The organism is Paracholeplasma morum (assembly GCF_016907055.1).
Taxonomy (GTDB): Bacteria; Bacillota_I; Bacilli_A; order Acholeplasmatales; family UBA5453; genus Paracholeplasma; species Paracholeplasma morum.
Window position 1 is genome coordinate 16,952 of the sequence record NZ_JAFBBG010000013.1, and the last position, 20,528, is coordinate 37,479.

A 20,528-nucleotide genomic window follows, 5' to 3' on the forward strand; every position below is an offset into this window, starting at 1 on the left:
TTATGTCGAGAAAAATAGTAAAACAAAAGCCTAGATATAAACAAATGTCATTGGAGACAGCTGTTAGAAACCCTGAAAGATATAAAGAAATACTGAGCATTCTTATTGAATATGAGAATGCTGTTTTAAATGATGACAATCTACTAGAAATAGTCACTCATTTATATAGAGAAGGTATTGTATCAGCATTAAGACAAGATTTCAATCAAATGACTATTGCACAGCAAAAGAAGACTGTTAAGAAAGTAAACTTAACACGAAAAGCAGATGGTGGCTTTCCTATGGGTTATGCATCTAGATTTTGGACATATGTGAGAACTTTATCTGAGTTTGGTTTTCTTTATGCAACTTATAATGATAAACTTATTATTTCTGATATTGCAAAACTATTAGTCAAAGAAGAAATTGATGATCAAATCGCATTTGCTACACAAGCAGCAATCTATAATAGAAAGTCTCCTTTTAGAAACGTATCAAATGATTATAATTATTTCAAATTTATCACAAATGTACTCATCAGACTGAACGAAAGCAATAAAACTTTATCATATGAACAGTTTGTCGTATCTTTATTTAATAAAGAAGGAAATGTGGATGATTTTATTAATGAAATCAATTCAAACTCATTTAGCAATGATGATTCTGTTTATGATTATCTTGTGGAAAAGTACCAGGTTAATAACAAAATAGGTACAGTTACCAAAGACTATCCTGATGCTGTGCTAAGATTACTCAAAATTACTGGTTTTATTTCTATAAAATATGCTGGTAAAATAAGAATAATGATTAACCACGATAAGTTGCAGTTTATTGAACAAATTTTTTCAAATGATTATGTTTTTTCAGAGGAGCAAAAGTCAGATCGCAAATTATTCTTTAATCAGTTTATCCTTTACTCAAAACAGTTAATAAAGACAACAGCAAGTTGGACTGTAGAAAGCCAAGAAGACGTTCATATCAAACTTAAGAAGGTTGTGGATGAATACAAGATAGATATTGAAAAAATTGGTCAATTACTAGCAAATTTTGTAGCAAATAAAGATCGTGAGTTTAAATATGTTCCTGATCCATTGAAATTGGAGTTTTATTTATCTCTTTTGCTGTATTTAGTATACGGAAAAGACCATATTATTGCGCCAAATTATAAAGTGGATTCGTTGGGAATGCCTATCTCTCATGCACCGGGTAATCACGGAGATATTTATGTTTATTCAGATGTTATCAATTGGCTAATTGAAGTTACCATGATTAGGAATAAACAACAACAACTCAATAATGAAACAACTAGTGTAATTAGACATTTGGAAGAAGATACTAGAGATAGTTATTTATCATTTGTAGCCCCTTTTGTACATCCAGATACTCAAGCATTCTATGATAATGAAATAATTAGGATGTTATTAACCGACAAACTTGTTTATCTTGAAACTTATAGCATAAGTGATTTTGTAGACAAGGTAATGATGAATCAAGTACATGATTCAATGAAGAACTATACAAATAATATCTTTACTAATGTCAGAAAAAAATTGAACATTTGATGTATTAATTATATAAAGAGGTCGATATGTCTATTATAAGCAGAATTCAGAGTTCCATAAAACAACTTAATGGTGGAGAGTTTCAAAGGTTTGCTGATGCATATGTGGCAAGAAGATTAGTGTTTAAAAGTATGCATAGTTTGGGAATGCAGGCTGGAACCGAAAAAACTACAAAAGGAGTACCGGACACATATTTTATTGATAATTCTGACAAATACATTTTTTTGATGTCAACAACTGATAGTAATGTGTTTAGTAAACTGAAAAAGGATTTGAATGATGCGTTAGACATAGGTAAGACAAAAATAGATAACTTATTAATCAAAGAAGTTATATTGGCACACACATCATCAAATTTGACAGTAGAACAAACGAATGAGCTAATGAATATAGCTCGTGAGAAGAAAATAGATTTAAATATATATGGGATCGATCAAATTTCACAGGATTTGTATTATAGATATAAAGACTTAGCAAGAGATTTCTTAGGTATAAAACTTGACACAAATCAAGTGTTTCAAGTTCAAGATTTTATTAAGTATAACGACTCAAACTCTATTGCTGCACCACTTGATACTAAGTTTTTGAAACGAGATAATATTTTTAATGAATTATATAATAAAGTGAATCGAAGTAATTATGTTATTGTATATGGTAAAGCAGGATCGGGAAAAACTAGGATATCCTTAGAGTTCTGTAGAATATTCAGTAAAGAAAATAATTATAAATTGATATGCATTAAGAGTAACGATTTAGATATCTATGAAGACATCATTACTAACTTACAAGAGCCTGGTGCTTATTTGATTTTTATAGATGATATAAATATGTTAACGAAAGTAGGTTTTGTTTTAGATTATTTATATAAAAATGATACTGGATATAATGTAAAGATTATAGGGACTGTTCGAGAATACTCTTTAACACAATTAATCAATAGGACAGCATCAATTGCCACGCCTGAAACACTTAAAGTCGACTTAATGAGTGATGATGAAATTGGCCTACTAATTAAAGAAAATTTTGATATTCACAATTTGGTATATATTAAGCAAATTCAGCGCATTTCAAATGGCAATCCTCGATTAGCTATGTTAACAGCAAAACTTGCAGTGGATAGTCAAGATTTATCAAAATTACACAGTGTTTCAAATTTATATGACGCATATTACGGAAAATACATAGATAATTGCAATTCTTTGACCAAGGAAGATCTTTTAGTTGCTAGTTTAATATCTATTATAGGTAATTTTGATTTAAATTACTATGAAGTATTTGAGAGCTTATTGGAATCAATGAAGATAGATGAAACACAGTTTTATTTGAGTGTGAAAAACCTTGAAGCAAATGAAATGGTTGATATATACGAAGATCAAATTGTCAAAATTGCTGATCAAAACATGGGTAATTACTTAATCAAGTATTCTCTAGTTGATAAAAAATTAATTGAATATAGTGACTTGATCGTTTTAACTTATCGTAAGTTCAACCGACAGTTAGTTGAAAGTATGAACGTTTTAAGTAATATATTTTACTCTGATGAGATATTTGAGTTTGTTAAATCGTCAACTGTAAAAGCTTATAAGTTAAATGTTTCTAGAGAATCAAGTGAATTAAAATGGTCATTCTTAACATCATTTTATGTGTTCTTTCCGGATGAAATCATATCATTAATACATGATGCAATTGAAAAGGTCAAAGATGACGGATGTGAGTTCTCACTTAATAATGTTTCGATAAATCAGTATTATGAGATCCTATTTGGACTATATAGTTCAAACAATGATTTAACTCCTTTAGAATTAGCTATAAATTTACTTGAAATTTATCCTGAAACACACGAGTCATTTTATAATGAACTAGTAAATAGATGTGGTGTGAATTCTGATAGTGACTATTACGGAAATCTCTCTTTAGTTAAGCTAACAGAACATCTCATTTCACATTCAGATAATTATCAGATTAAACCATTGCGTCATATTTTTTGTAAATTAGCTCAATACCTATTGAAATTCGAATTTAATCCCACAGAACATGAGAGATCAAAAATAATCTACTATACAATTTTCGCAAAAGATAGAGATGATTTTATTCAATTAAGGAAGCTTGGATGGAAATTGATTGTTTCTTTAGTTAGTGATAATGAGTTTAGGATGGATGCTCGGAAAATTTTATACAAATATCATATTAATCAGGAGTATGCAAAATCTAACCTGGGTAAAATTGATTTAGAGAACATATGTCTTGTCATTAAGTTATTAAGTTATGAAGATATAAATGATTGCATTATAGCTGTTGGGTTAGGTGAATTTTTTAAAGATCATGTTCAGATCAAATCTAGTTTAGCTCCATTTTTTAATAATAGAGAATATATTGTTTTTCATACTGTGGTTGGATATAAATACTCACGAACATATGATTATGTAGACATTAATGAGAAAATTGATTCAGATATTAAAATAATGTTGCAAAATGAGGATATCAAATTCATATTAAATTTTATTGAAAATGCCAGTGAAATCTTTAATGACTCACAACATATTCAATCATTAATTTCGGGGCTTAATAAGATGATTGAGATTTGCTATCAAGATGAGGTTACATTAAAAATCATTTTAGACTATATTTTTAGAAGTAACCAATTGATTGACAAAGTGAATCCATATATCGTTTTGAAAGGTTTATATACACTTTATAATAATAAGACAAAAGCAAAAAACGAAATTGAAAGAATTACAAATACCTCATCGCATAAATATTTGTTTGCATATTTCGAAATGCTCAGTAGTGATGAATTTGACAAGGAAGACTTAGAAAGTCTTATAACGTTGATGAATGAAAGATATTGGTATGATTCTGAATTTAATTTCCATATAGATTTTAGGTTTTTACTTAAACACCATGATAATTTTCCAAGTATTGTAGATGACATATTCAAGGTAATTCTCAATAAAAGTCTGGAGTTTAATGTGAATAATATATTAGTTAGAAGTGTTTTTAATGAATATTTGATGCCAAGAGAAGTTATCAATTTAGTTACTGGTGATACACTTACCTTATTGTTTGATACATATTGCTATAAGGTAAAGTCAGACCCAAACACTGATTCAAATGGAAAACTGCTAATGTACTTTTATAATATTGACTCCAAATATTTATATAGATATATTGATTTATATGCTTCATTAGATAAACATACATTCTACAGTAGAATTTACTTTATTTGGTCTACTCCCGAATATTCTAAACTTGTTTCCAAGATATTTGACATAGTGATTTCGTCAAGAAGTGTTCATGATATGACCGGTTACTATCTTAGTGATTTCTTTGTAAAACAATCTAGAGTTAATACAGTTAATGATATGCAAAGAAAAAAAATAGAGTTGATAGAAAACTATTTAAAGGACAATGTTAATGTTTTAGAAAAGCTTGAACTAATTTTTAGTATTGTTTCGTATTATCCAACTGATGTAAAACTAAAGTTTTTCACTATTCTAGCAGAAAATAATATTGAATTTTCTATTTTTGACAGACTGGATTTAGAAAAAAGATTGTCTTCCTGGACCGGCAGTGCAATCCCCTATCTGGAGGATAAAATTAAATTCATAAAAGGATTACAAGATGTTTTTAGAGGATTGAAGTTCATAAAGCATAGAGAGAAACTTAATCGATTTTTGGTATCATATGAAAATGACATCAAAAAAACAAGAATTGAGGAACTTACAAGAAGTTTTTAACTCGACCATTCTAAAAAATTAATTAGTATTGAATCATTTTGAAACTACATAAGGAAACAAGTCATGTTTCAGTATTCTCAAACGGCTAATTAGCACAGATTGTTATGCCGATAATCTGTGTATGTGGGCTAACAAAATGGAAACAAAAAGAAATGTAATACAATAAGTAACTAAAGGTTGTTATTGGTTGGAAAAGACCAAGAATGATACACGATTTCGATTATGCTCTAAGCATATAGATAAAAGTTGACTATTTTGATATGCTATAAATAACATGGAATACTGGCTTTAAAACCAGCCTAGAAATAATGGGAATTCAGAAATGAGTTCCTTTTTGTTTTTGCAGAGATACTTGTAGTATTCCAACTGGTAAACTATTACAGTTTTAAGCAATGACAGTTGTACAGTTGGAGTGATTAAATGAAAGGGAAAATGCTAGATCTGTATGAGCGTTGGGAAGAATCTGGGCACCTAAACAGTAGATTAAAAGCCATATCTGAAATGATATCTAAAAGAGCAACACAAAGACAGGTTGCAGAATACTTAGGTATCACAGAAAAGACACTCATTAAGTTAAGAAAAGCTCATCCCAAGTTGAACAAAGCATTTCAATATGGGGATGAGGAACTAAAAGAAAAGTTAGTTGATGCTATGTATCAACGAGCAATCGGATTTGAATATGAAGAAACACAAACTGTGATAGAAGAGACTAAATCAGGGACAAAGAAACGAATCACAAAATACAAGAAGCAGTCACTTCCTGAAATCACAGCTATTAAATACTTACTCATTACAAAGTTCGGTATTGAGTATAACGAGAAAAAAGCAGAAATAGAACTGATGACCAAACGTTTAGAAAAAGGTGAAGAGGTATGGATAAATGAATATAGTGATGAAGAAAGTATCAGCACTCCAAGAGTACGAAAACAATCCAAGAAACAATGATGCTGCAATCGATGCGGTTGCAAAGAGTATAGAAGAGTTTGGATTTAAAGTTCCGATTGTGATCACTAAAGATCATGTCATTATTGCAGGACACACAAGACTTAAAGCGAGCCTTAAACTTGGACTTGATGAAGTACCTTGTATTATTGCTGATGATTTAACAGAAGAACAAATCAAAGCATTCAGACTTGCAGATAACAAAACTGCAGAGCTTGCGACCTGGGACTTTGCCAAACTTGAAGAAGAGCTTGCAAACATTGAAATGGATATGTCTCTCTTTGGGTTTGAAGAACTTGTAGCTGATGTACCAGACAATGCGACCGATGATGACTTTGATCCAACAGATGATCTATCAGATGCACCATATACACAAAAGGGCGATATCTATATCTTAGGTAATCACCGAGTGATGTGTGGTGATTCAACTTTAAAAGCGGATGTTAAGAAACTAATACAAGACGACCTTGTTGATCTGGTTTTTACTGATCCACCATACAACGTCGATTATGAAGGTACAGCTGGAAAAATTATGAACGATAAGATGGAAGATAATACATTCTATCTTTTTCTTTTTAAAGCCTTTGAGAATATGTTTGAACATACAAAACCAGGTGGCGCTATATATGTGTGTCACGCTGATACGGAAGGACTCAATTTTAGAAACGCATTCAAAAATGCTGGTTATAAACTTGCAGAGTGTCTTATATGGGTTAAAAACGCACTAGTTTTAGGTAGACAAGATTATCACTGGCGACATGAACCAATTCTTTATGGTTGGAGAGAAGGTGCCGCTCATTACTTTGTGGATGACCGTACTCAAGATACGATATGGGAATATAACAAACCAAAACGAAATGAAGAACATCCTACGATGAAACCATTAGAACTCGTCGGTAAAGCTATCGCTAATTCATCCAGAGTGAATGAGATAGTCCTAGATTTATTTGGTGGTTCTGGATCAACCATGATCGCATCTGATCAACTTCAAAGAAGAGCAAGAATCATGGAACTGGATGAACGATTTGTGGATGTGATTGTAAAACGCTATATAAAGTACAAAGTTTCGCTTGATGATTGCCATCTCATTCGTAATGGAAAAGAGATACCACTTAATCAAATCAACGACTTTCAGATATTGTCACTATAGTGAGCAAATCTTGTCGAATTGACTTGCTATTTAAAGCCTTTAGAGTGATATATAGTAGTAACCAAAAAAGGTTAGAAAGAGGCAATAGCGATGAAAGTCAAATTTGAAACGAGAGCATTCAAAGAACAGATTATTCCACAGGATGATTTTGTAGTTGAGAAAGTCGTTGAGATATCACAAAGACGGTTTAATAAGTTCTTAGATGATATGCTTGGCGATTATGATTTCATAAAGGCTCACAAAGATTTAATGTATACAGACAGCAACAACGTATGGCATGCAATATTAGTAACAGCTAAAGAATTAGACTATGGAATTCTTGTTCAAGCAGATGGTTCAAGTTATGCTAGATACTCCGCATTTATAAGAAAAAGTGAGATTGGAGGATTGAACAATGGAAAAACAACTATCGCTTAAAGATTGGATTCAAGAGTTCAATAATGGAAGCTTTGAATCAAATGATGCAAAAGTTCAAATTAATGCTGGATGGTATGATTGGTTTTGTAAAGACTCAAGTTTACAGAATAAAACCAAACGCATGGGTAACATCATCAAGCAAATTAAATCAGGTGGTAAAGTTGATTTGGAAAACAGTTATGTCTGGTTCAAAAACAACTGTCCACTTGAAGGTAATCTATATGATGATTTTAGAATTGCAGATTTAGAATCTAATGTCACATTGATCGTCGTTCAACTAAACTCACCATGGCATGATAAGACCTACACAGTCTATGAACGATTAACACATTATGAAAAGGTTGTATTCTCAACAGACTCAGTTAAAGAACTTATTAATTGGTTAAATGAAGGGTGGGAAACGCATGTATAACTATTACAACAGACATCCTAAAGGCATTAAAACTGGTGACTGTGTGGTTAGAGCGATATCAACAGCATTTGATAAAGACTACATGGAAACAAGAAGAGAACTCAATCAGAAAAAGCGTGAATGGAGTTTCACCAGTTACAAGGATACAGAGTTTATTTATAAGTATTTAGAGAATCGCCCAAGATACATTTTTAAAGCAGTTAAGGGTGAACCAAGAATTAAAGGTACAGACTTTGCACAACTACATCCAAAAGGAACGTTTATATTAAAGATGGCAGGACATATTAGTGTTTGTAAAGATGGTGTTATTCTAGACATTTGGGATTGCACCTATAGAAGTGTTTATACAGCATGGAGAATTGACGAGGAAACAACATGAAAGTAAATTTTATTAGAAAACCAACACCAGAGGAACTTATCCCTCAAGATAAGTTTATAGTTGAAAAGACAATAGTTCTAGAAAGTGACGTATTTGAAGGATTCATCAGAGAACCATTAAATGATTATGATTTCATCAAAGAGCATTTAGAGCTGATGTATTGTGACAAGGAGGGTATATTTCACTGTTTGTTAGTCACATCGGATAAACATGACTTTGGTATCCTGGTTGAAAGTGAAGGATATCATTACGCAAGGTATGCAGCATTCATACCACTTATTAAAACCAAAACAGAAAACTAAGGAAGCGAATCAAGCTTCCTTTTTAACTAATATAAGCGAGGAAAAGAAATGAAGATTATAACAAGTGAATCTGTCTTTAAAGGACACCCAGATAAAATATGTGACCAAATTAGTGATGCAATTTTAGATGCACATTTGGAACAAGACAGAAATGCAAGAGTAGCAGTAGAAACAGCTATCAAGGATGATGTTGTTTTTATTTTTGGTGAGGTAACTTCTAAAGCTTCAGTGAATTATAAAGAAGTGGCCCTAAGCACATTAAAAGAAATCGGATATGATGATCCATTCGATGTGATTGAAAAGATATCCAAACAGTCCGATGATATTGCACTTGGTGTGAATCATACGAATGATCATGAACAAGGTGCAGGTGATCAGGGCTTAATGTTTGGTTACGCTTGCAAAGAAACGCCCGAATTAATGCCTTTACCAATCGTAGTGGCACATGACATCGCAAGAAACATTGATGAGCTTAGAAAGGCAAAATATGGCCACGTGTTTGGTCCAGATGGTAAGTGCCAAGTATCTGTAGTATATGAGAATGATGAACCGATTGCATATGAAACAATTGTAGTGTCTGCTCAAACAAAACATGGTATTCAACTAGACTATGCAAAAGAGATTATTCTAAATGAAGTGTTAAAGCCTCTGATTGGTGAAGACCTTTCACACATTCAAGTCTTAATCAATCCAACAGGTGCTTTTGTCGTAGGTGGTCCTTATGGAGACTCTGGATTAACTGGTAGAAAGATTATAGTTGATACCTATGGTGGTTATGCAAAACATGGCGGTGGCGCATTCTCTGGCAAAGATGTGAGCAAGGTAGACCGCAGTGCGGCTTACTATGCCAGATTTGTAGCAAAAGCCCTTGTAGCGGCAAATTTAGCCGACAGGTGCGAAGTTAGCGTGTCCTATTCCATCGGTGTAGCAAACCCTGTAAGTGTATCCGTTGATACCTTTGGAACAGGGGTTACCTCTGATGACATTCTATTGAAGTTAATTAAAGAGAACTTCAACTTTACACCTTCAAGTATTATCAAAGAACTAAACCTGGACAAAGTGAAGTTTAAAACTTTAGCATCCTATGGACATATTGGTCGTGTAGATCTTGATGTAGCATGGGAACAAATAGATGCTAAAGCAAAACAACTAAGTGAATCTTATGAGCAAACCAAAAGAGCTGCACAGGTTTTATAAGTCGAAGGCTTGGTTCATTGCTCGCAATATAAAAACAAACGCCACACAGGGCAAGTGTGAGCGGTGTGGCGCGATTGGTGAAGAGGTTCACCATAAAATTAGATTAACTGTAGATAATGTTAATGATAGTAATATTAGTTTGAATCAAGATAACTTGGAGTTGTTATGTAGGGACTGTCACAATAAAGAGCATGGACGATTCAAAAAGAAAGATGTTTTGTTCGATGACGATGGCAATTTCATTGGCTAACTGATATAATTTAAGAAAAGATAAAGGAGTTGCTCTCATGCCACTATATTTAGAAATTATATTTACTATTATTGGATTTGTAATATCAATATTAGGATTGGTTTTTGGTTCAAAAGCTCTTTTTAGTATTAAAAAAATTAACAAACAAAGAAATGAACATGGCGATAATTATCAAAACAGCACAATTAATCATGGTTTAAATGCAGATGACATAATTAAGATCATCAACAATCTTCCAAAATCTGAAATTGAGAAAGTAAGAGAAGGTATAATAACTACTTTTGGTAAAGAGCAGCCTAAGAATCCAAAAGAAGGAGATATTTGGATTAAACCAATTGATTGATGTACCCCCCATCCCAATACTGATGTTATTCCTTAAGGTACCGCATGGGTGGGCCTTTAAAAAATGAAAGCCCAAATTTTTGAAAATCCTGTTTTTGGAGGGGAAGATGATTATGCAAGACCTAGAATTAAGTTTCTTAAATGTCTTTTTACTAACTCATGGGATCACTGAAAAGATAGAAAAGAAGTTTAATGAGTCAAAATTGAGTAAAATTGAGTTCATTAAAGAATATCCTTCATATGCAGATTTGAATCAGCTGATGTATCAATCAGCACTTCTTCAAGCACGCAAACTTTGGGAAGCTAAACTATACTATAATTTGACAGAAGACGAGTGGTTCAAAATTAGAGATTGGAGACATGAGATTGCTCACTCAGATAAAAAGGATAAGCAGACCCTCAAAGCAATAGGTGATTTAAACTTAGAATTGATTCCTATTTTAAACAAGTTAAACGAAGCGATTTATAAGAAATACAATCTTGACGGCAATTTAAAATATGAGGAATACGTTAATAAATATCTAAAGGATATAGCGAATCTCTAAAACTATCAAGTCACTATAGTGGCTTTTTTCAATAAAAAAACAATGTTTGAATTGAATTATTCATTTCAACTAAACATTGTTAATTTACAGTTATTTTTTCTTCTTGCAATTAAGTAATAAATTGAGAATTGAGATCAATAAACTTATTAAAGAAATCACTACTCTTAGAGAATCTAGACTCACAGCATTTCACCTTTTTCTAGAGGTTATGCATTGATAAAATAAAAAGCAATGCAAAAATTTAACTTTGCATTACCCGACATACCCTTTTTTTACCTAGTCAGTTTCTAGTTCTATGTCCGACGTTTTTACCTCTGTCGATGAGTAGTGATTTCTTTCGAGTTTGACCTGTTCTCTCAGTTTAAAAGCCTTTTACCTGTATGGTCAGTTTCTTGGTAATATTTAGAGTTATCCTCTACTGATATTATACTAAAAATACTACGTAAAATCAAATATCACTATACTGAATGAGCGAGGTAATGAGCTATATGAATAAAGTGAAAGTTGAATATGAGCGACTTCGGTCGCTTTTTTCGTCGGTTGATGAAACAAAAACAAAACTGGTTGACAATCTTATTGAACAAGCAGCGTTTATGAAGATTGAACTTGGAATCCTTCAGGACCAAATAAGAAAACATGGAGCTATTCAGATATCAAATAAAGGTGCTCAAAGACAAACTGAAGCAGCGAAGTATTATACAAAACTAGTGAATTCATATGGAACAGTCATCAAAACACTTAATTCAATTATGGGTAAAAACATTATTGATGAAGATGATGAGTTTGACAAGTTCATAGGTAGAATGTCATAATGAACTATTTAATGAAATATTATGATGAGATTCAAAAGGGAAATATCATAGTTGGAAAAGAACTATTGACAGTCTTAGAATCACTCATTAAAGATATTGATAACCCAAGATACATTTTTGATGAACGTCCTGGGAATATTCGAATCGAATTTATTGAAACTTTTTGTAAACATACCAAGAGTCCATTTAATGGTGAACCATTTATTTTAGAACTATGGGAGAAAGCAATCCTTCAAGCAGCCTATGGATTTAAGATGGCAGATACCAATCTACGAAGATTCAATGAAGTAATACTACTCATTGCTAGAAAGAATGGAAAGACAACATTCATTGCAGGTATAGATCTTGCAGAGTTTTTTCTATCAAAGGGTGGTGTCGATATTGTATGTGCCTCTAATACATCAGAACAAGCTAACATCTTATTTGATGAAATCAATAATATGCGAGAAGGCTCAAAAGCTCTATCGAATGAAAAAAGAAGTAAGAAAAATATCTTCCACATATACTCGCCAAAAACGAAAAACAAGATAAAGAAACTATCTGCTCAATCAAGAAATAAGGATGGCTACAATATTGAGGTTGGTTGTATTGACGAAGTTCATGAAATGACGGATTCAAAAGTCTATGATGCCATAAAACAAAGTCAATCAACTAAAGAAGAGCCGTTAATCTTTATCATTACAACTGAAGGCAATACAGTAGGTGGTTTCTTAGATAGTAAACTTGATTATGTTAGAAAGATGATCAAAGGCGAGATTGAAGATGAACGTGTACTTCCTTGGTTATATACTCAAGACTCTATTAATGAAATTTATGAAGATAAGAGTTCATGGCAAAAAAGTAACCCTAGCTTAGGCACTGTTAAAACTTACTCCTATCTTGAGGATTTAATGAATAAATCCAGACATGACCTAGCAACAAGAGTTACGATGCTTTGTAAAGACTTCAACATTAAACAATTAGAACAAGGATCATGGTTAACTTATAATGATCTAAATAATGAAACAACCTATGATATCAATGAACTAAGAAACAGTTACGCCATCGGAGGTGTTGACTTATCATCGACAACAGACCTGACAGTTGCACTCTTGCTCTTAATCCAAGATGGTAAAAAGTATGTTATTCCACAATTTTTTATGCCTAGTGAAGTTATTAAACGTAGAAAAGAAGAGGACAACGTTCCATATGATATCTGGGTTCAAAGAGGATTGATTACAGTAACTGAAGGTAATCAAAATGACTTCACACTTGTAACACAATGGTTTCTAATGATGATTAGAACCTATGAGATTAGACCGTTATGGGTAGGATATGATCCCTGGAATAGTCAGTACTGGACTAAAGAAATGGAAGAGTTAGGATTTGAGATGGAAAAGGTCAGACAAGGGATCTACTCCTTATCAGAACCAATGAAACAACTCGAAGCTGATTTGAAGAATGGAAATGTAATCTATAACAATAATCCAATAATGAAATGGAACTTATCGAATACTCAAGCTAAGATTGATATTAATGGAAACATTCAACCATCAAAGCTTGGAAGTAAGTATAAACGGATTGATGGAGCTGTAGCTCTTATTATCGCCTATGCAGTTCTTAATCGATATAAAATCGAATATGAAAACATGCTATAATTAACATATAGAGGAGATTCAATTTAAATGAAAATTAAAGATCTTGATGACATTATAAGGAAAGTCCCCTTATCAAAAAGACTAAAGGCATGTCAAATCGAATCTTATGATAGAATAGGTGCTAATTCACCAATTATCCTTAGTAATGAGAGTCATTCCAATAGACCATCAAATTATGAATTAGAATTGATCGCTTTTAGATCAATCATTAATTCCCCTTGTGAAAACTATAGAGAAAGAAAGAGTAATTGGTTATTTGAAGCAACTAAGTTATTAAGAAATAACGATTTTTTTAATGCTGAAAATATATCAACTGACGAGATATTTTCGCGAATATTGTTCTTACAAATGGAGCCACAAATTAACTACAATATTTTATATTATAGATACAATTATTTTTTCAACTTCGAATCAGAACAACTTGATATGAAAGAAGAGTTTTTTAATAAATTTGGTGTAAACTATAAAAGTTTCGTTAATCTCTCTTTTTTTACACTGGCTTTTGCACAATCATTAAAAGATGATAGCTTTAATTATGCATTAGAATTAATTCTTGATGATGAAGACAAGATAGCACTTAAATGCATAACAAGCACACCTGATAAACTACTAGAAAAGCACGAGGAACTAGTATCACGACTAAGTGAATCACGAAATGAGTTTTTTGATCTAAATTTATTATCACAATTTCCTATTGTTGATTATATGAATCAACGATTTATTCCTTATATTCCATATATCCCATATGCTTGTACTCGGAGCTTAATGTTTAGATTAACTGAGAATAATGATGCTCTAAGACAAAAAATAGGAAAGTCTGTTTTAGAAAACTATCTAGAATATTTAGTAATGAAATCAGAAGTTACGAACAAATTTCGACATATAAAAGAATTCAAGTATTCAAAAAATAACAAAGATAGTTCAGACTTAATGATTCATTCAGATGATGAACTTATTTTTATTGAGGCTAAATTATTTAATCAAAGTCTTAAACTCAGATCACTTGAAGTTGAAGAAATTACTAAGTCTCATGAGAGAGTATCGGATGCTATTGTTCAGATACTAAGAAATATTGTTGACATGAAAAATGGAGAAATGAATGAATATTTAAGTGTTTTTGAATTAAATAAAACATATGGTATTGTCGTATTATATGATGAGTTCTATTTTAACAATAACGAAACTTATCAGTTAGCGTACAGAAAAAGCAAGGAAAAAGGATATGATTTCACGAAAAAGCAAATCGAGGACATGATAAAAATTTATTCACTAACAATGCTCGAGAATAACTTGAATATATATGGAGGTCATATTTTTCAGTTATTGAAGGGGTTGGAAATGAAATCACCTGTCAGCAGATTATTAAATTTTGAAGCAGTATGCAAATCACTCATTAGTCATGATGAAGAAGAAATTAAGAAGAGGGTCACAAAGAATAAGGTGATGATCAAATGATTTTATTCAAACGAAAGAAAAAACAGGGTTCAGCTGAGTCTTTTAAATTTGTTAATGAAATAAATCTACCACTTACAAGTTTTGGAAATAACATCTCAAAATCAGATGTCGTAAAGATTGCGATTGATAGGATAGCAAGTCAGTGTGCAAAACTTAAACCTAGATACATTAAGAAAGCGAATGATAAGACAGTTACAGAGAAATCTGGCAAACTGTCTTTTATTTTAAAGCACCAACCAAATGAGGTCATGACTCCTTACCAATTTATTTATATGGTGATTACGACACTACTCATGAACGACAATGCATTTATCTATCCTATGTTTGATGGTGCAACCGGTGAAATTAGAGCTCTTTATCCGCTTAAACCATCCATTGTTGAACCAATCATAGATTCAGGTGGTAGTTACTATTTAAAGTTCAGCTTTGATAGAGAAGAATCCTTCACGATTCCATATGAGAACATTATTCACATTAAAAGGTTTTATCATACGAATCAGATCTTTGGTGGATCAAGTTCAAAAGGTGACCAAGAAGCACTCTTAAAAACAATTCAAATCAATGAGAATGTGCTTCAAGGTATTGATAATGCTCTTAAAAGTTCAATGCAAATCAAAGGGCTACTTAAAATGAGTGCCATGTTAAGTGAAACTGACAAAAAGAAACAACTGGATTCATTTAACGAGATACTTAAAGAGTCGATTAGAAATAAGGGGAGTTCGATTATTCCGGTGGATTTAAAAGGTGATTATGTACCTTTAACAACAGATCCAAAGCTAATAGATAAGGATACCTTAGAGTTTTTACAATCTAAAATCCTAGATTACTTTGGAGTGTCAGTTCCAATATTCAATTCCAAATATACAGAAGATGAATTCAACTCATTTTATGAACAAACCATCGAGCCTTTAGCCATTCAAATGTCTGAGGCTTTTTCTTTAGGCTTGCTTACTCAAAATGAAATCATGCGTGGTGAAGAGATTATCTTTTACAGTGAAAGACTTCAATATGCATCCTGGAACACAAAGGTTACAGCAATAGAAAAACTCATGGGGTTAGGTATTATGTCACTCAATGAATCAAGAGGGTTGTTGGGACTTGAACCAGTTGAAAACGGTGATAGAAGATTACAATCACTCAATTATGTTGATGCTACAAAAGCAAACGAATATCAAGTAGGGAAGGATGATTTAAATGAAGGTAACGATTAACGGTAAGGTTTCAAAAGATGTATTAAATACTGTTTTAGAAGAACAAAAAGAAAAGATTAATACAATCGAAACCTTTTGTAAGACACACAAGATTAGTGAGTTTTCATACAAGGACAATGAGCTTGAATACGTGTATGAAAAACAAGTAGCAAAACCTAAGGAGGTTGAGAAGCGATGAAGAAAGAAACTAGAATAGCAGAAGTCAGGTTAGAAGAAATCGATGACAAGATGATCTTAGAAGGATATGCGATCGTTTATGATGAACCCACTTTAATTGGTGATGAATCGTATGGATTTATCGAAAGCATTAGTAGAAGTGCAATTACTGATGCAGCCATCAAAGATGTGCCAATGAAGTATAACCACATGGATTCATTCTTAATCATTGCTCGAACTAAAAACGGCTCACTTACCTTAACGAGTGATGATGTCGGATTAAAGGTTAGAGCTGAGTTACTTGATACACAAAGCAATCAAGACATTTTTAAGATGGTCAAATCAGGCTTATTGGATAAGATGAGCTTTGCTTTTGTGGTGAGTGAACAGGAATGGAATCGTGATGGTGATATTCCAAAAAGAACTATTAGAAAGATTGAACGTTTATATGATGTTTCAATCGTTGACACACCTGCTTATGATAAGACTTCGATTTATGCTCGTTCTTTAGAGGCTATGGACTTAGAACTAAAGACTATGGATTTAGCAGAGCAAAATAAGAAGGCTGAACTTATAAGAAAAAAACTAAATTTGAAAATAAAAATAGGAGAATAAGAAGATGAATTTAGAAAAAAGAAGTAATGAAATTAAAGCACGCATCACTGAAATCAAAGGTTTGATTGGTGCGGAAGTAACACTTGAAGTGTTAGAACAATTGGAAGCTGAAGTTGATGAACTCAATAAAGAGAAGGATACGATTGAAAGAAAACTTGCTATTCAAAACAAGACGAAAATCAATCCAGTCGTTATTGAAAGATCGAATCAAGTGGATAAAGATCAATTAGAAACTCGTGGTAAGAACCTAAGAGAAAGCAGAGTCGTTCAAGTTTCAAGTGAAGAAATTCTATTACCTGAACACATTGCTGATGGCATTACACCGCATCCATTTGCACAAGTATCTGCCTTAGTTGACAAGGTAAAAGTTGTAAACCTAAACGGTGGTGAAACTTATAAAAAGTCATTTGTTAAAGGTAGCGGTATTGCTGGTTTAACTGGAGAGGGTGAACCTTATTCAGAAACTGAACCTGAATATGGTTATTTAACGATCACTAAAGTTAAAGTGACAGCTTATACAGAAATCACTGAAGAGTTAGAAAAACTACCTAACTTACCATATCAAGCCGAAGTTTTAAAGAACATTAATCTATCCCTTAAGAAGAAGATTAGTGAACAAATCCTAAGAGGTCCAGGTACATCAAATACATTCACAGGAATCTTCAGTGATAAAGCAATCGCTCTATCGGATACTGCTGATTTAGAAATCACATCGATTACCGATTCAACCTTAGATGATATCATCTTTGCTTATGGTGGCGATGAAGAAGTCGAAGGTGGAGCGTACTTAATCCTTAACAAGAATGATTTAAGAGCATTTGCTGGCTTACGTACTGCAGAGGGTAGAAAAGTACACACGATTGACTATATCAACAACACGATTGATGGTATTCCTTATATTATCAACTCACATTGTAAGGCTATTTCAGATACCAATACGGTAGCTGGAGAATATGGTCTTGCATATGGATCCTTACTCAATTATGAAGTGCCTGTTTTCTCACCTGTTGAGATTAGCAAGTCTAATGATTACAAATTTAAAGATGGCATCATCTGCTACAAAGCGTCCGTATTTACAGGCGGTAACGTTGTCGGTTATAAAGGCTTCCTAAGAGTTAAAAAGAAAGCCTAAGCAAGACTAGAATAGAGGTTAGAATATGGGACTACTTGAAACAGTAAAAAAATCATTATTGATTCCGCTCAGTGAAACCTATGCTGATGATGAATTAAATAATCATATCAGTGCATGTAAAAACTTACTCGTATCTACAGGGATTACACCAGCAGTTGTAGAAAACCATCCATTAGCTCATTCGCTAGTGGTTATTTACTGCAAGACCTTCTTTGGTTTTAAATCAGATGGTTCAGTTAAAGACTTACCTAAGAGTTTTGACATGCTCTTGAATCAACTATCATTATCATGTGGTGATTATCATGTTTCCGAGTAGTCCTAATATTCGACTGACTTTATTAAAGATCAGATTAGTTAAAGATGAGATCGGCAATCAAGGTTATGGTTTCATTTCTAAAAAAGAAGTCATTGGCATTTCAAAGTCAGTAACTTCTAAAGAGTATTATGAAAGTAAGAAGAACGAATACAAATTAGACATGGCACTTAAGATTCAAAGCTTCTTGTATGACGGCAGCAAGTACGCAATCATCGATGACTTGATTTATCAAATTGAACGAACATATCTACAAGGACAGTTTTTAGAACTCTACTTGATGGAAACAAAAATGAAGGTGAGTGATATAAATGGCTACGCTTAATGACTTTGTAGATGAAATTAATCATGAAATATCAGAATATGCAGAATCAGTTAAAAAAGAACTTGAACAAAAACTTGATGAAACGGCAACATTGATATTAGAGTATGTCATTTCTAACACACCAAGAAGTGGTAGAAAAGGTGCAATGGCAGATGAGTTTATAAAGACTGATATTGGTGAAGGTCACACGAAAACTATTGTCATCCATGCAAAAGAAAAGGGTAGATTGGTTCATTTGATTGAATTTGGTTTTCAACATAAGAGTGGAAAGTATGTCGCTGCAAGACTGTTCATGAGACCTGCATTTGACTACTTTACACCTAAAATGCTGGATGATATCAGGAGGATTATACGTGGGAACTAAAGAAAGATTAGCGTATATTTATGGACTCCTTAATGACGTACTACCTGGTAATGTTCATTATGCTCTTTATGTAACTGATAACGCTGAACCACCTTTTATTGTCTACCAAGAATTGAATAAAAATCCAAAGTTCTATGCAGATGATTCGTATTTAATTAAGCAAGTTACGATTCAAATCACACTTGTTACCAAAACAAAAGATACAACAATTGAATCTAGTTTAGAAGAAGTATTACAAAATGCAGGTATTGATTTTAGAATGATTAGCGAATATTCACTGATTGATACAGGCATTTATCGAATTTATGAAATAAAGATGGAGGAATATAAAAATGAGCAATAAAGTAACATTTGGACTTAAGAACGTCCATTATGCAATTGCAACACCAACCGAAGATGATACATGGGATTTTGGTACACCTAAGAAACTACACGGAGCTCAAGAACTTAGTGCAGAAGTCATTGCAGGTAAAACTGATGTTTATGCAGATGATAAAATTGTCGCTACCCTAGCATCAAGCAGTGGATCTAATATCACCTTAAAGTTAACTGAACTTGACGATGATTTCAAAGTGGATATTTTAGGGTTTGCAAGAGATTCTAATGACAACCTTGTAGAGATTGTTAATCATAGAACTAAAACATTCGCACTTGGATATGAGATTCAAGGTGATGTGAAGTCAAGACGTATTTGGTATTTCTTGTGTACTGCAAGTCCAGTTAGTGATGCGACTAAAACAAAAGCAGAATCAATCGAACCGAATGCGGTTAGTATTACAATTACAGCAAGACCTATTGAGGTTGGCAATGTATCTGTGATTAGAACGATAGCAAAATTTGGTGACACAAATTATCAACAGTTCTTTGCACAAGTTCCGACATTACCTGTCATAGGTGTATAGTATGGAAAAAACAATTAATCTAAGAGGTGAGGATCTTAAACTAAGGTCTTCACTTTTTACTATTATCTCTTATCGCAGTGTATTTGGAACTGAGTTATTCAGTGACATTAAGAAGCTTGAAAACTTGAATAAAGATGAAACGGATGCAGCATTAGTCATCGATATTCTTTTTAGAATTATCTACATTCTGCACAAACCATACACAAAAAAGAGCTATGATGAGTTCTTGATGGACTTGGATTTTAGCGTATTATCTGATGTGAAGGAACTTGAAAACATTTCAAATACAATCACCTTAATGTTAGGTGGTAATGAAGGTGAACAAGACCCAAAGTAGATATACAAGATGAGCAAAACACAACAGCCAATATCATTTATAATCTTGCTCATCT

25 protein-coding genes are annotated in these 20,528 nt (G+C 32.6%); all 25 read left to right on the forward strand.

What is annotated here, in order from left to right:
* Positions 1-2 precede the first annotated feature (2 nt).
* Positions 3-1,541, forward strand: a complete 1,539-nt coding sequence (locus JN09_RS06165; protein ID WP_204433827.1) for an AlwI family type II restriction endonuclease — start codon at positions 3-5, stop codon at positions 1,539-1,541.
* Positions 1,542-1,567: 26 nt separating this feature from the next.
* Positions 1,568-5,278, forward strand: coding sequence for a hypothetical protein (locus tag JN09_RS06170; RefSeq protein WP_204433829.1), 3,711 nt, complete (start codon positions 1,568-1,570; stop codon positions 5,276-5,278).
* A 420-nt stretch (positions 5,279-5,698) separates the two neighbouring features.
* Positions 5,699-6,223: a hypothetical protein gene (locus tag JN09_RS06175; protein WP_204433831.1), complete on the forward strand. Its 525-nt coding sequence runs from the start codon at positions 5,699-5,701 to the stop codon at positions 6,221-6,223.
* A complete protein-coding gene (locus JN09_RS06180) occupies positions 6,159-7,370 on the forward strand; it encodes a DNA modification methylase (RefSeq protein ID WP_204433833.1) in 1,212 nt (403 codons plus the stop codon). The genes JN09_RS06175 and JN09_RS06180 overlap by 65 nt, the downstream gene beginning before the upstream one ends.
* 90 nt (positions 7,371-7,460) lie before the next feature.
* Positions 7,461-7,787: a DUF6329 domain-containing protein gene (locus tag JN09_RS06185; RefSeq protein ID WP_204433836.1), complete on the forward strand. Its 327-nt coding sequence runs from the start codon at positions 7,461-7,463 to the stop codon at positions 7,785-7,787.
* Positions 7,765-8,199 carry a hypothetical protein gene (locus JN09_RS06190; RefSeq protein ID WP_204433838.1) on the forward strand — a complete coding sequence of 145 codons (435 nt, stop codon included), beginning with the start codon at positions 7,765-7,767 and terminating at the stop codon, positions 8,197-8,199. Before JN09_RS06185 ends, JN09_RS06190 begins: the two co-directional genes overlap by 23 nt.
* Positions 8,192-8,578, forward strand: a complete 387-nt coding sequence (locus JN09_RS06195) for a hypothetical protein (RefSeq protein ID WP_204433840.1) — start codon at positions 8,192-8,194, stop codon at positions 8,576-8,578. The genes JN09_RS06190 and JN09_RS06195 overlap by 8 nt, the downstream gene beginning before the upstream one ends.
* Positions 8,575-8,880, forward strand: a complete 306-nt coding sequence (locus JN09_RS06200; RefSeq protein WP_204433842.1) for a DUF6329 domain-containing protein — start codon at positions 8,575-8,577, stop codon at positions 8,878-8,880. The genes JN09_RS06195 and JN09_RS06200 overlap by 4 nt, the downstream gene beginning before the upstream one ends.
* 48 nt (positions 8,881-8,928) lie before the next feature.
* On the forward strand, positions 8,929-10,077 hold the full coding sequence (metK, locus tag JN09_RS06205) for a methionine adenosyltransferase (protein ID WP_204433844.1): 1,149 nt from the start codon (positions 8,929-8,931) through the stop codon (positions 10,075-10,077).
* A complete protein-coding gene (locus JN09_RS06210) occupies positions 10,043-10,327 on the forward strand; it encodes an HNH endonuclease (protein ID WP_204433852.1) in 285 nt (94 codons plus the stop codon). Before metK ends, JN09_RS06210 begins: the two co-directional genes overlap by 35 nt.
* A gap of 37 nt (positions 10,328-10,364) precedes the next feature.
* A complete protein-coding gene (locus JN09_RS06215; RefSeq protein ID WP_204433854.1) occupies positions 10,365-10,670 on the forward strand; it encodes a hypothetical protein in 306 nt (101 codons plus the stop codon).
* 106 nt (positions 10,671-10,776) lie between these two features.
* A complete protein-coding gene (locus JN09_RS06220) occupies positions 10,777-11,214 on the forward strand; it encodes a hypothetical protein (protein ID WP_204433857.1) in 438 nt (145 codons plus the stop codon).
* A gap of 488 nt (positions 11,215-11,702) precedes the next feature.
* Positions 11,703-12,026 carry a hypothetical protein gene (locus tag JN09_RS06225; RefSeq protein ID WP_204433860.1) on the forward strand — a complete coding sequence of 108 codons (324 nt, stop codon included), beginning with the start codon at positions 11,703-11,705 and terminating at the stop codon, positions 12,024-12,026.
* Positions 12,026-13,663 carry a terminase large subunit gene (locus JN09_RS06230; RefSeq protein WP_204433862.1) on the forward strand — a complete coding sequence of 546 codons (1,638 nt, stop codon included), beginning with the start codon at positions 12,026-12,028 and terminating at the stop codon, positions 13,661-13,663. The genes JN09_RS06225 and JN09_RS06230 overlap by 1 nt, the downstream gene beginning before the upstream one ends.
* Positions 13,664-13,690: 27 nt before the next feature.
* Positions 13,691-15,118 carry a hypothetical protein gene (locus JN09_RS06235; protein ID WP_204433870.1) on the forward strand — a complete coding sequence of 476 codons (1,428 nt, stop codon included), beginning with the start codon at positions 13,691-13,693 and terminating at the stop codon, positions 15,116-15,118.
* Positions 15,115-16,329 carry a phage portal protein gene (locus JN09_RS06240; protein ID WP_204433872.1) on the forward strand — a complete coding sequence of 405 codons (1,215 nt, stop codon included), beginning with the start codon at positions 15,115-15,117 and terminating at the stop codon, positions 16,327-16,329. The genes JN09_RS06235 and JN09_RS06240 overlap by 4 nt, the downstream gene beginning before the upstream one ends.
* Positions 16,313-16,507: a hypothetical protein gene (locus tag JN09_RS06245; RefSeq protein WP_204433874.1), complete on the forward strand. Its 195-nt coding sequence runs from the start codon at positions 16,313-16,315 to the stop codon at positions 16,505-16,507. Before JN09_RS06240 ends, JN09_RS06245 begins: the two co-directional genes overlap by 17 nt.
* Entirely contained in the window at positions 16,504-17,100 is a 597-nt protein-coding gene (locus JN09_RS06250; protein WP_204433881.1) for an HK97 family phage prohead protease, read from the forward strand. The genes JN09_RS06245 and JN09_RS06250 overlap by 4 nt, the downstream gene beginning before the upstream one ends.
* Positions 17,101-17,104: 4 nt before the next feature.
* Positions 17,105-18,232 carry a phage major capsid protein gene (locus JN09_RS06255; protein WP_204433883.1) on the forward strand — a complete coding sequence of 376 codons (1,128 nt, stop codon included), beginning with the start codon at positions 17,105-17,107 and terminating at the stop codon, positions 18,230-18,232.
* Positions 18,233-18,257: 25 nt separating this feature from the next.
* Positions 18,258-18,548 (forward strand): phage head-tail connector protein, encoded by a 291-nt coding sequence (locus tag JN09_RS06260; protein ID WP_204433886.1) that lies wholly within the window; start codon positions 18,258-18,260, stop codon positions 18,546-18,548.
* The gene (locus tag JN09_RS06265; RefSeq protein WP_204433888.1) at positions 18,535-18,870 is read left to right on the forward strand and encodes a hypothetical protein; all 336 of its coding nucleotides are present in this window, start codon (positions 18,535-18,537) and stop codon (positions 18,868-18,870) included. Before JN09_RS06260 ends, JN09_RS06265 begins: the two co-directional genes overlap by 14 nt.
* Positions 18,857-19,234, forward strand: coding sequence for an HK97 gp10 family phage protein (locus JN09_RS06270; RefSeq protein ID WP_204433890.1), 378 nt, complete (start codon positions 18,857-18,859; stop codon positions 19,232-19,234). The genes JN09_RS06265 and JN09_RS06270 overlap by 14 nt, the downstream gene beginning before the upstream one ends.
* Positions 19,224-19,577 carry a hypothetical protein gene (locus JN09_RS06275; protein WP_204433892.1) on the forward strand — a complete coding sequence of 118 codons (354 nt, stop codon included), beginning with the start codon at positions 19,224-19,226 and terminating at the stop codon, positions 19,575-19,577. Before JN09_RS06270 ends, JN09_RS06275 begins: the two co-directional genes overlap by 11 nt.
* Entirely contained in the window at positions 19,567-20,136 is a 570-nt protein-coding gene (locus JN09_RS06280; RefSeq protein ID WP_204433894.1) for a major tail protein, read from the forward strand. Before JN09_RS06275 ends, JN09_RS06280 begins: the two co-directional genes overlap by 11 nt.
* Position 20,137: 1 nt before the next feature.
* A complete protein-coding gene (locus JN09_RS06285) occupies positions 20,138-20,473 on the forward strand; it encodes a hypothetical protein (RefSeq protein WP_204433896.1) in 336 nt (111 codons plus the stop codon).
* Positions 20,474-20,528: the final 55 nt, after the last annotated feature.

Bases quoted from the DNA above. Each gene is read 5' to 3' on its own strand.
- JN09_RS06225 (WP_204433860.1), top strand. From the start codon at position 11,703: ATGAATAAAGTGAAAGTTGAATATGAGCGACTTCGGTCGCTTTTTTCG.
- JN09_RS06185 (WP_204433836.1), top strand. From the start codon at position 7,461: ATGAAAGTCAAATTTGAAACGAGAGCATTCAAAGAACAGATTATTCCA.
- JN09_RS06210 (WP_204433852.1), top strand. From the start codon at position 10,043: ATGAGCAAACCAAAAGAGCTGCACAGGTTTTATAAGTCGAAGGCTTGG.
- JN09_RS06220 (WP_204433857.1), top strand. From the start codon at position 10,777: ATGATTATGCAAGACCTAGAATTAAGTTTCTTAAATGTCTTTTTACTA.
- JN09_RS06165 (WP_204433827.1), top strand. From the start codon at position 3: ATGTCGAGAAAAATAGTAAAACAAAAGCCTAGATATAAACAAATGTCA.
- JN09_RS06280 (WP_204433894.1), top strand. From the start codon at position 19,567: ATGAGCAATAAAGTAACATTTGGACTTAAGAACGTCCATTATGCAATT.
- metK (WP_204433844.1), top strand. From the start codon at position 8,929: ATGAAGATTATAACAAGTGAATCTGTCTTTAAAGGACACCCAGATAAA.
- JN09_RS06200 (WP_204433842.1), top strand. From the start codon at position 8,575: ATGAAAGTAAATTTTATTAGAAAACCAACACCAGAGGAACTTATCCCT.
- JN09_RS06260 (WP_204433886.1), top strand. From the start codon at position 18,258: ATGGGACTACTTGAAACAGTAAAAAAATCATTATTGATTCCGCTCAGT.
- JN09_RS06215 (WP_204433854.1), top strand. From the start codon at position 10,365: ATGCCACTATATTTAGAAATTATATTTACTATTATTGGATTTGTAATA.
- JN09_RS06240 (WP_204433872.1), top strand. From the start codon at position 15,115: ATGATTTTATTCAAACGAAAGAAAAAACAGGGTTCAGCTGAGTCTTTT.
- JN09_RS06230 (WP_204433862.1), top strand. From the start codon at position 12,026: ATGAACTATTTAATGAAATATTATGATGAGATTCAAAAGGGAAATATC.
- JN09_RS06265 (WP_204433888.1), top strand. From the start codon at position 18,535: ATGTTTCCGAGTAGTCCTAATATTCGACTGACTTTATTAAAGATCAGA.
- JN09_RS06190 (WP_204433838.1), top strand. From the start codon at position 7,765: ATGGAAAAACAACTATCGCTTAAAGATTGGATTCAAGAGTTCAATAAT.
- JN09_RS06255 (WP_204433883.1), top strand. From the start codon at position 17,105: ATGAATTTAGAAAAAAGAAGTAATGAAATTAAAGCACGCATCACTGAA.
- JN09_RS06195 (WP_204433840.1), top strand. From the start codon at position 8,192: ATGTATAACTATTACAACAGACATCCTAAAGGCATTAAAACTGGTGAC.
- JN09_RS06175 (WP_204433831.1), top strand. From the start codon at position 5,699: ATGAAAGGGAAAATGCTAGATCTGTATGAGCGTTGGGAAGAATCTGGG.
- JN09_RS06170 (WP_204433829.1), top strand. From the start codon at position 1,568: ATGTCTATTATAAGCAGAATTCAGAGTTCCATAAAACAACTTAATGGT.
- JN09_RS06250 (WP_204433881.1), top strand. From the start codon at position 16,504: ATGAAGAAAGAAACTAGAATAGCAGAAGTCAGGTTAGAAGAAATCGAT.
- JN09_RS06270 (WP_204433890.1), top strand. From the start codon at position 18,857: ATGGCTACGCTTAATGACTTTGTAGATGAAATTAATCATGAAATATCA.
- JN09_RS06285 (WP_204433896.1), top strand. From the start codon at position 20,138: ATGGAAAAAACAATTAATCTAAGAGGTGAGGATCTTAAACTAAGGTCT.
- JN09_RS06245 (WP_204433874.1), top strand. From the start codon at position 16,313: ATGAAGGTAACGATTAACGGTAAGGTTTCAAAAGATGTATTAAATACT.
- JN09_RS06235 (WP_204433870.1), top strand. From the start codon at position 13,691: ATGAAAATTAAAGATCTTGATGACATTATAAGGAAAGTCCCCTTATCA.
- JN09_RS06180 (WP_204433833.1), top strand. From the start codon at position 6,159: ATGAATATAGTGATGAAGAAAGTATCAGCACTCCAAGAGTACGAAAAC.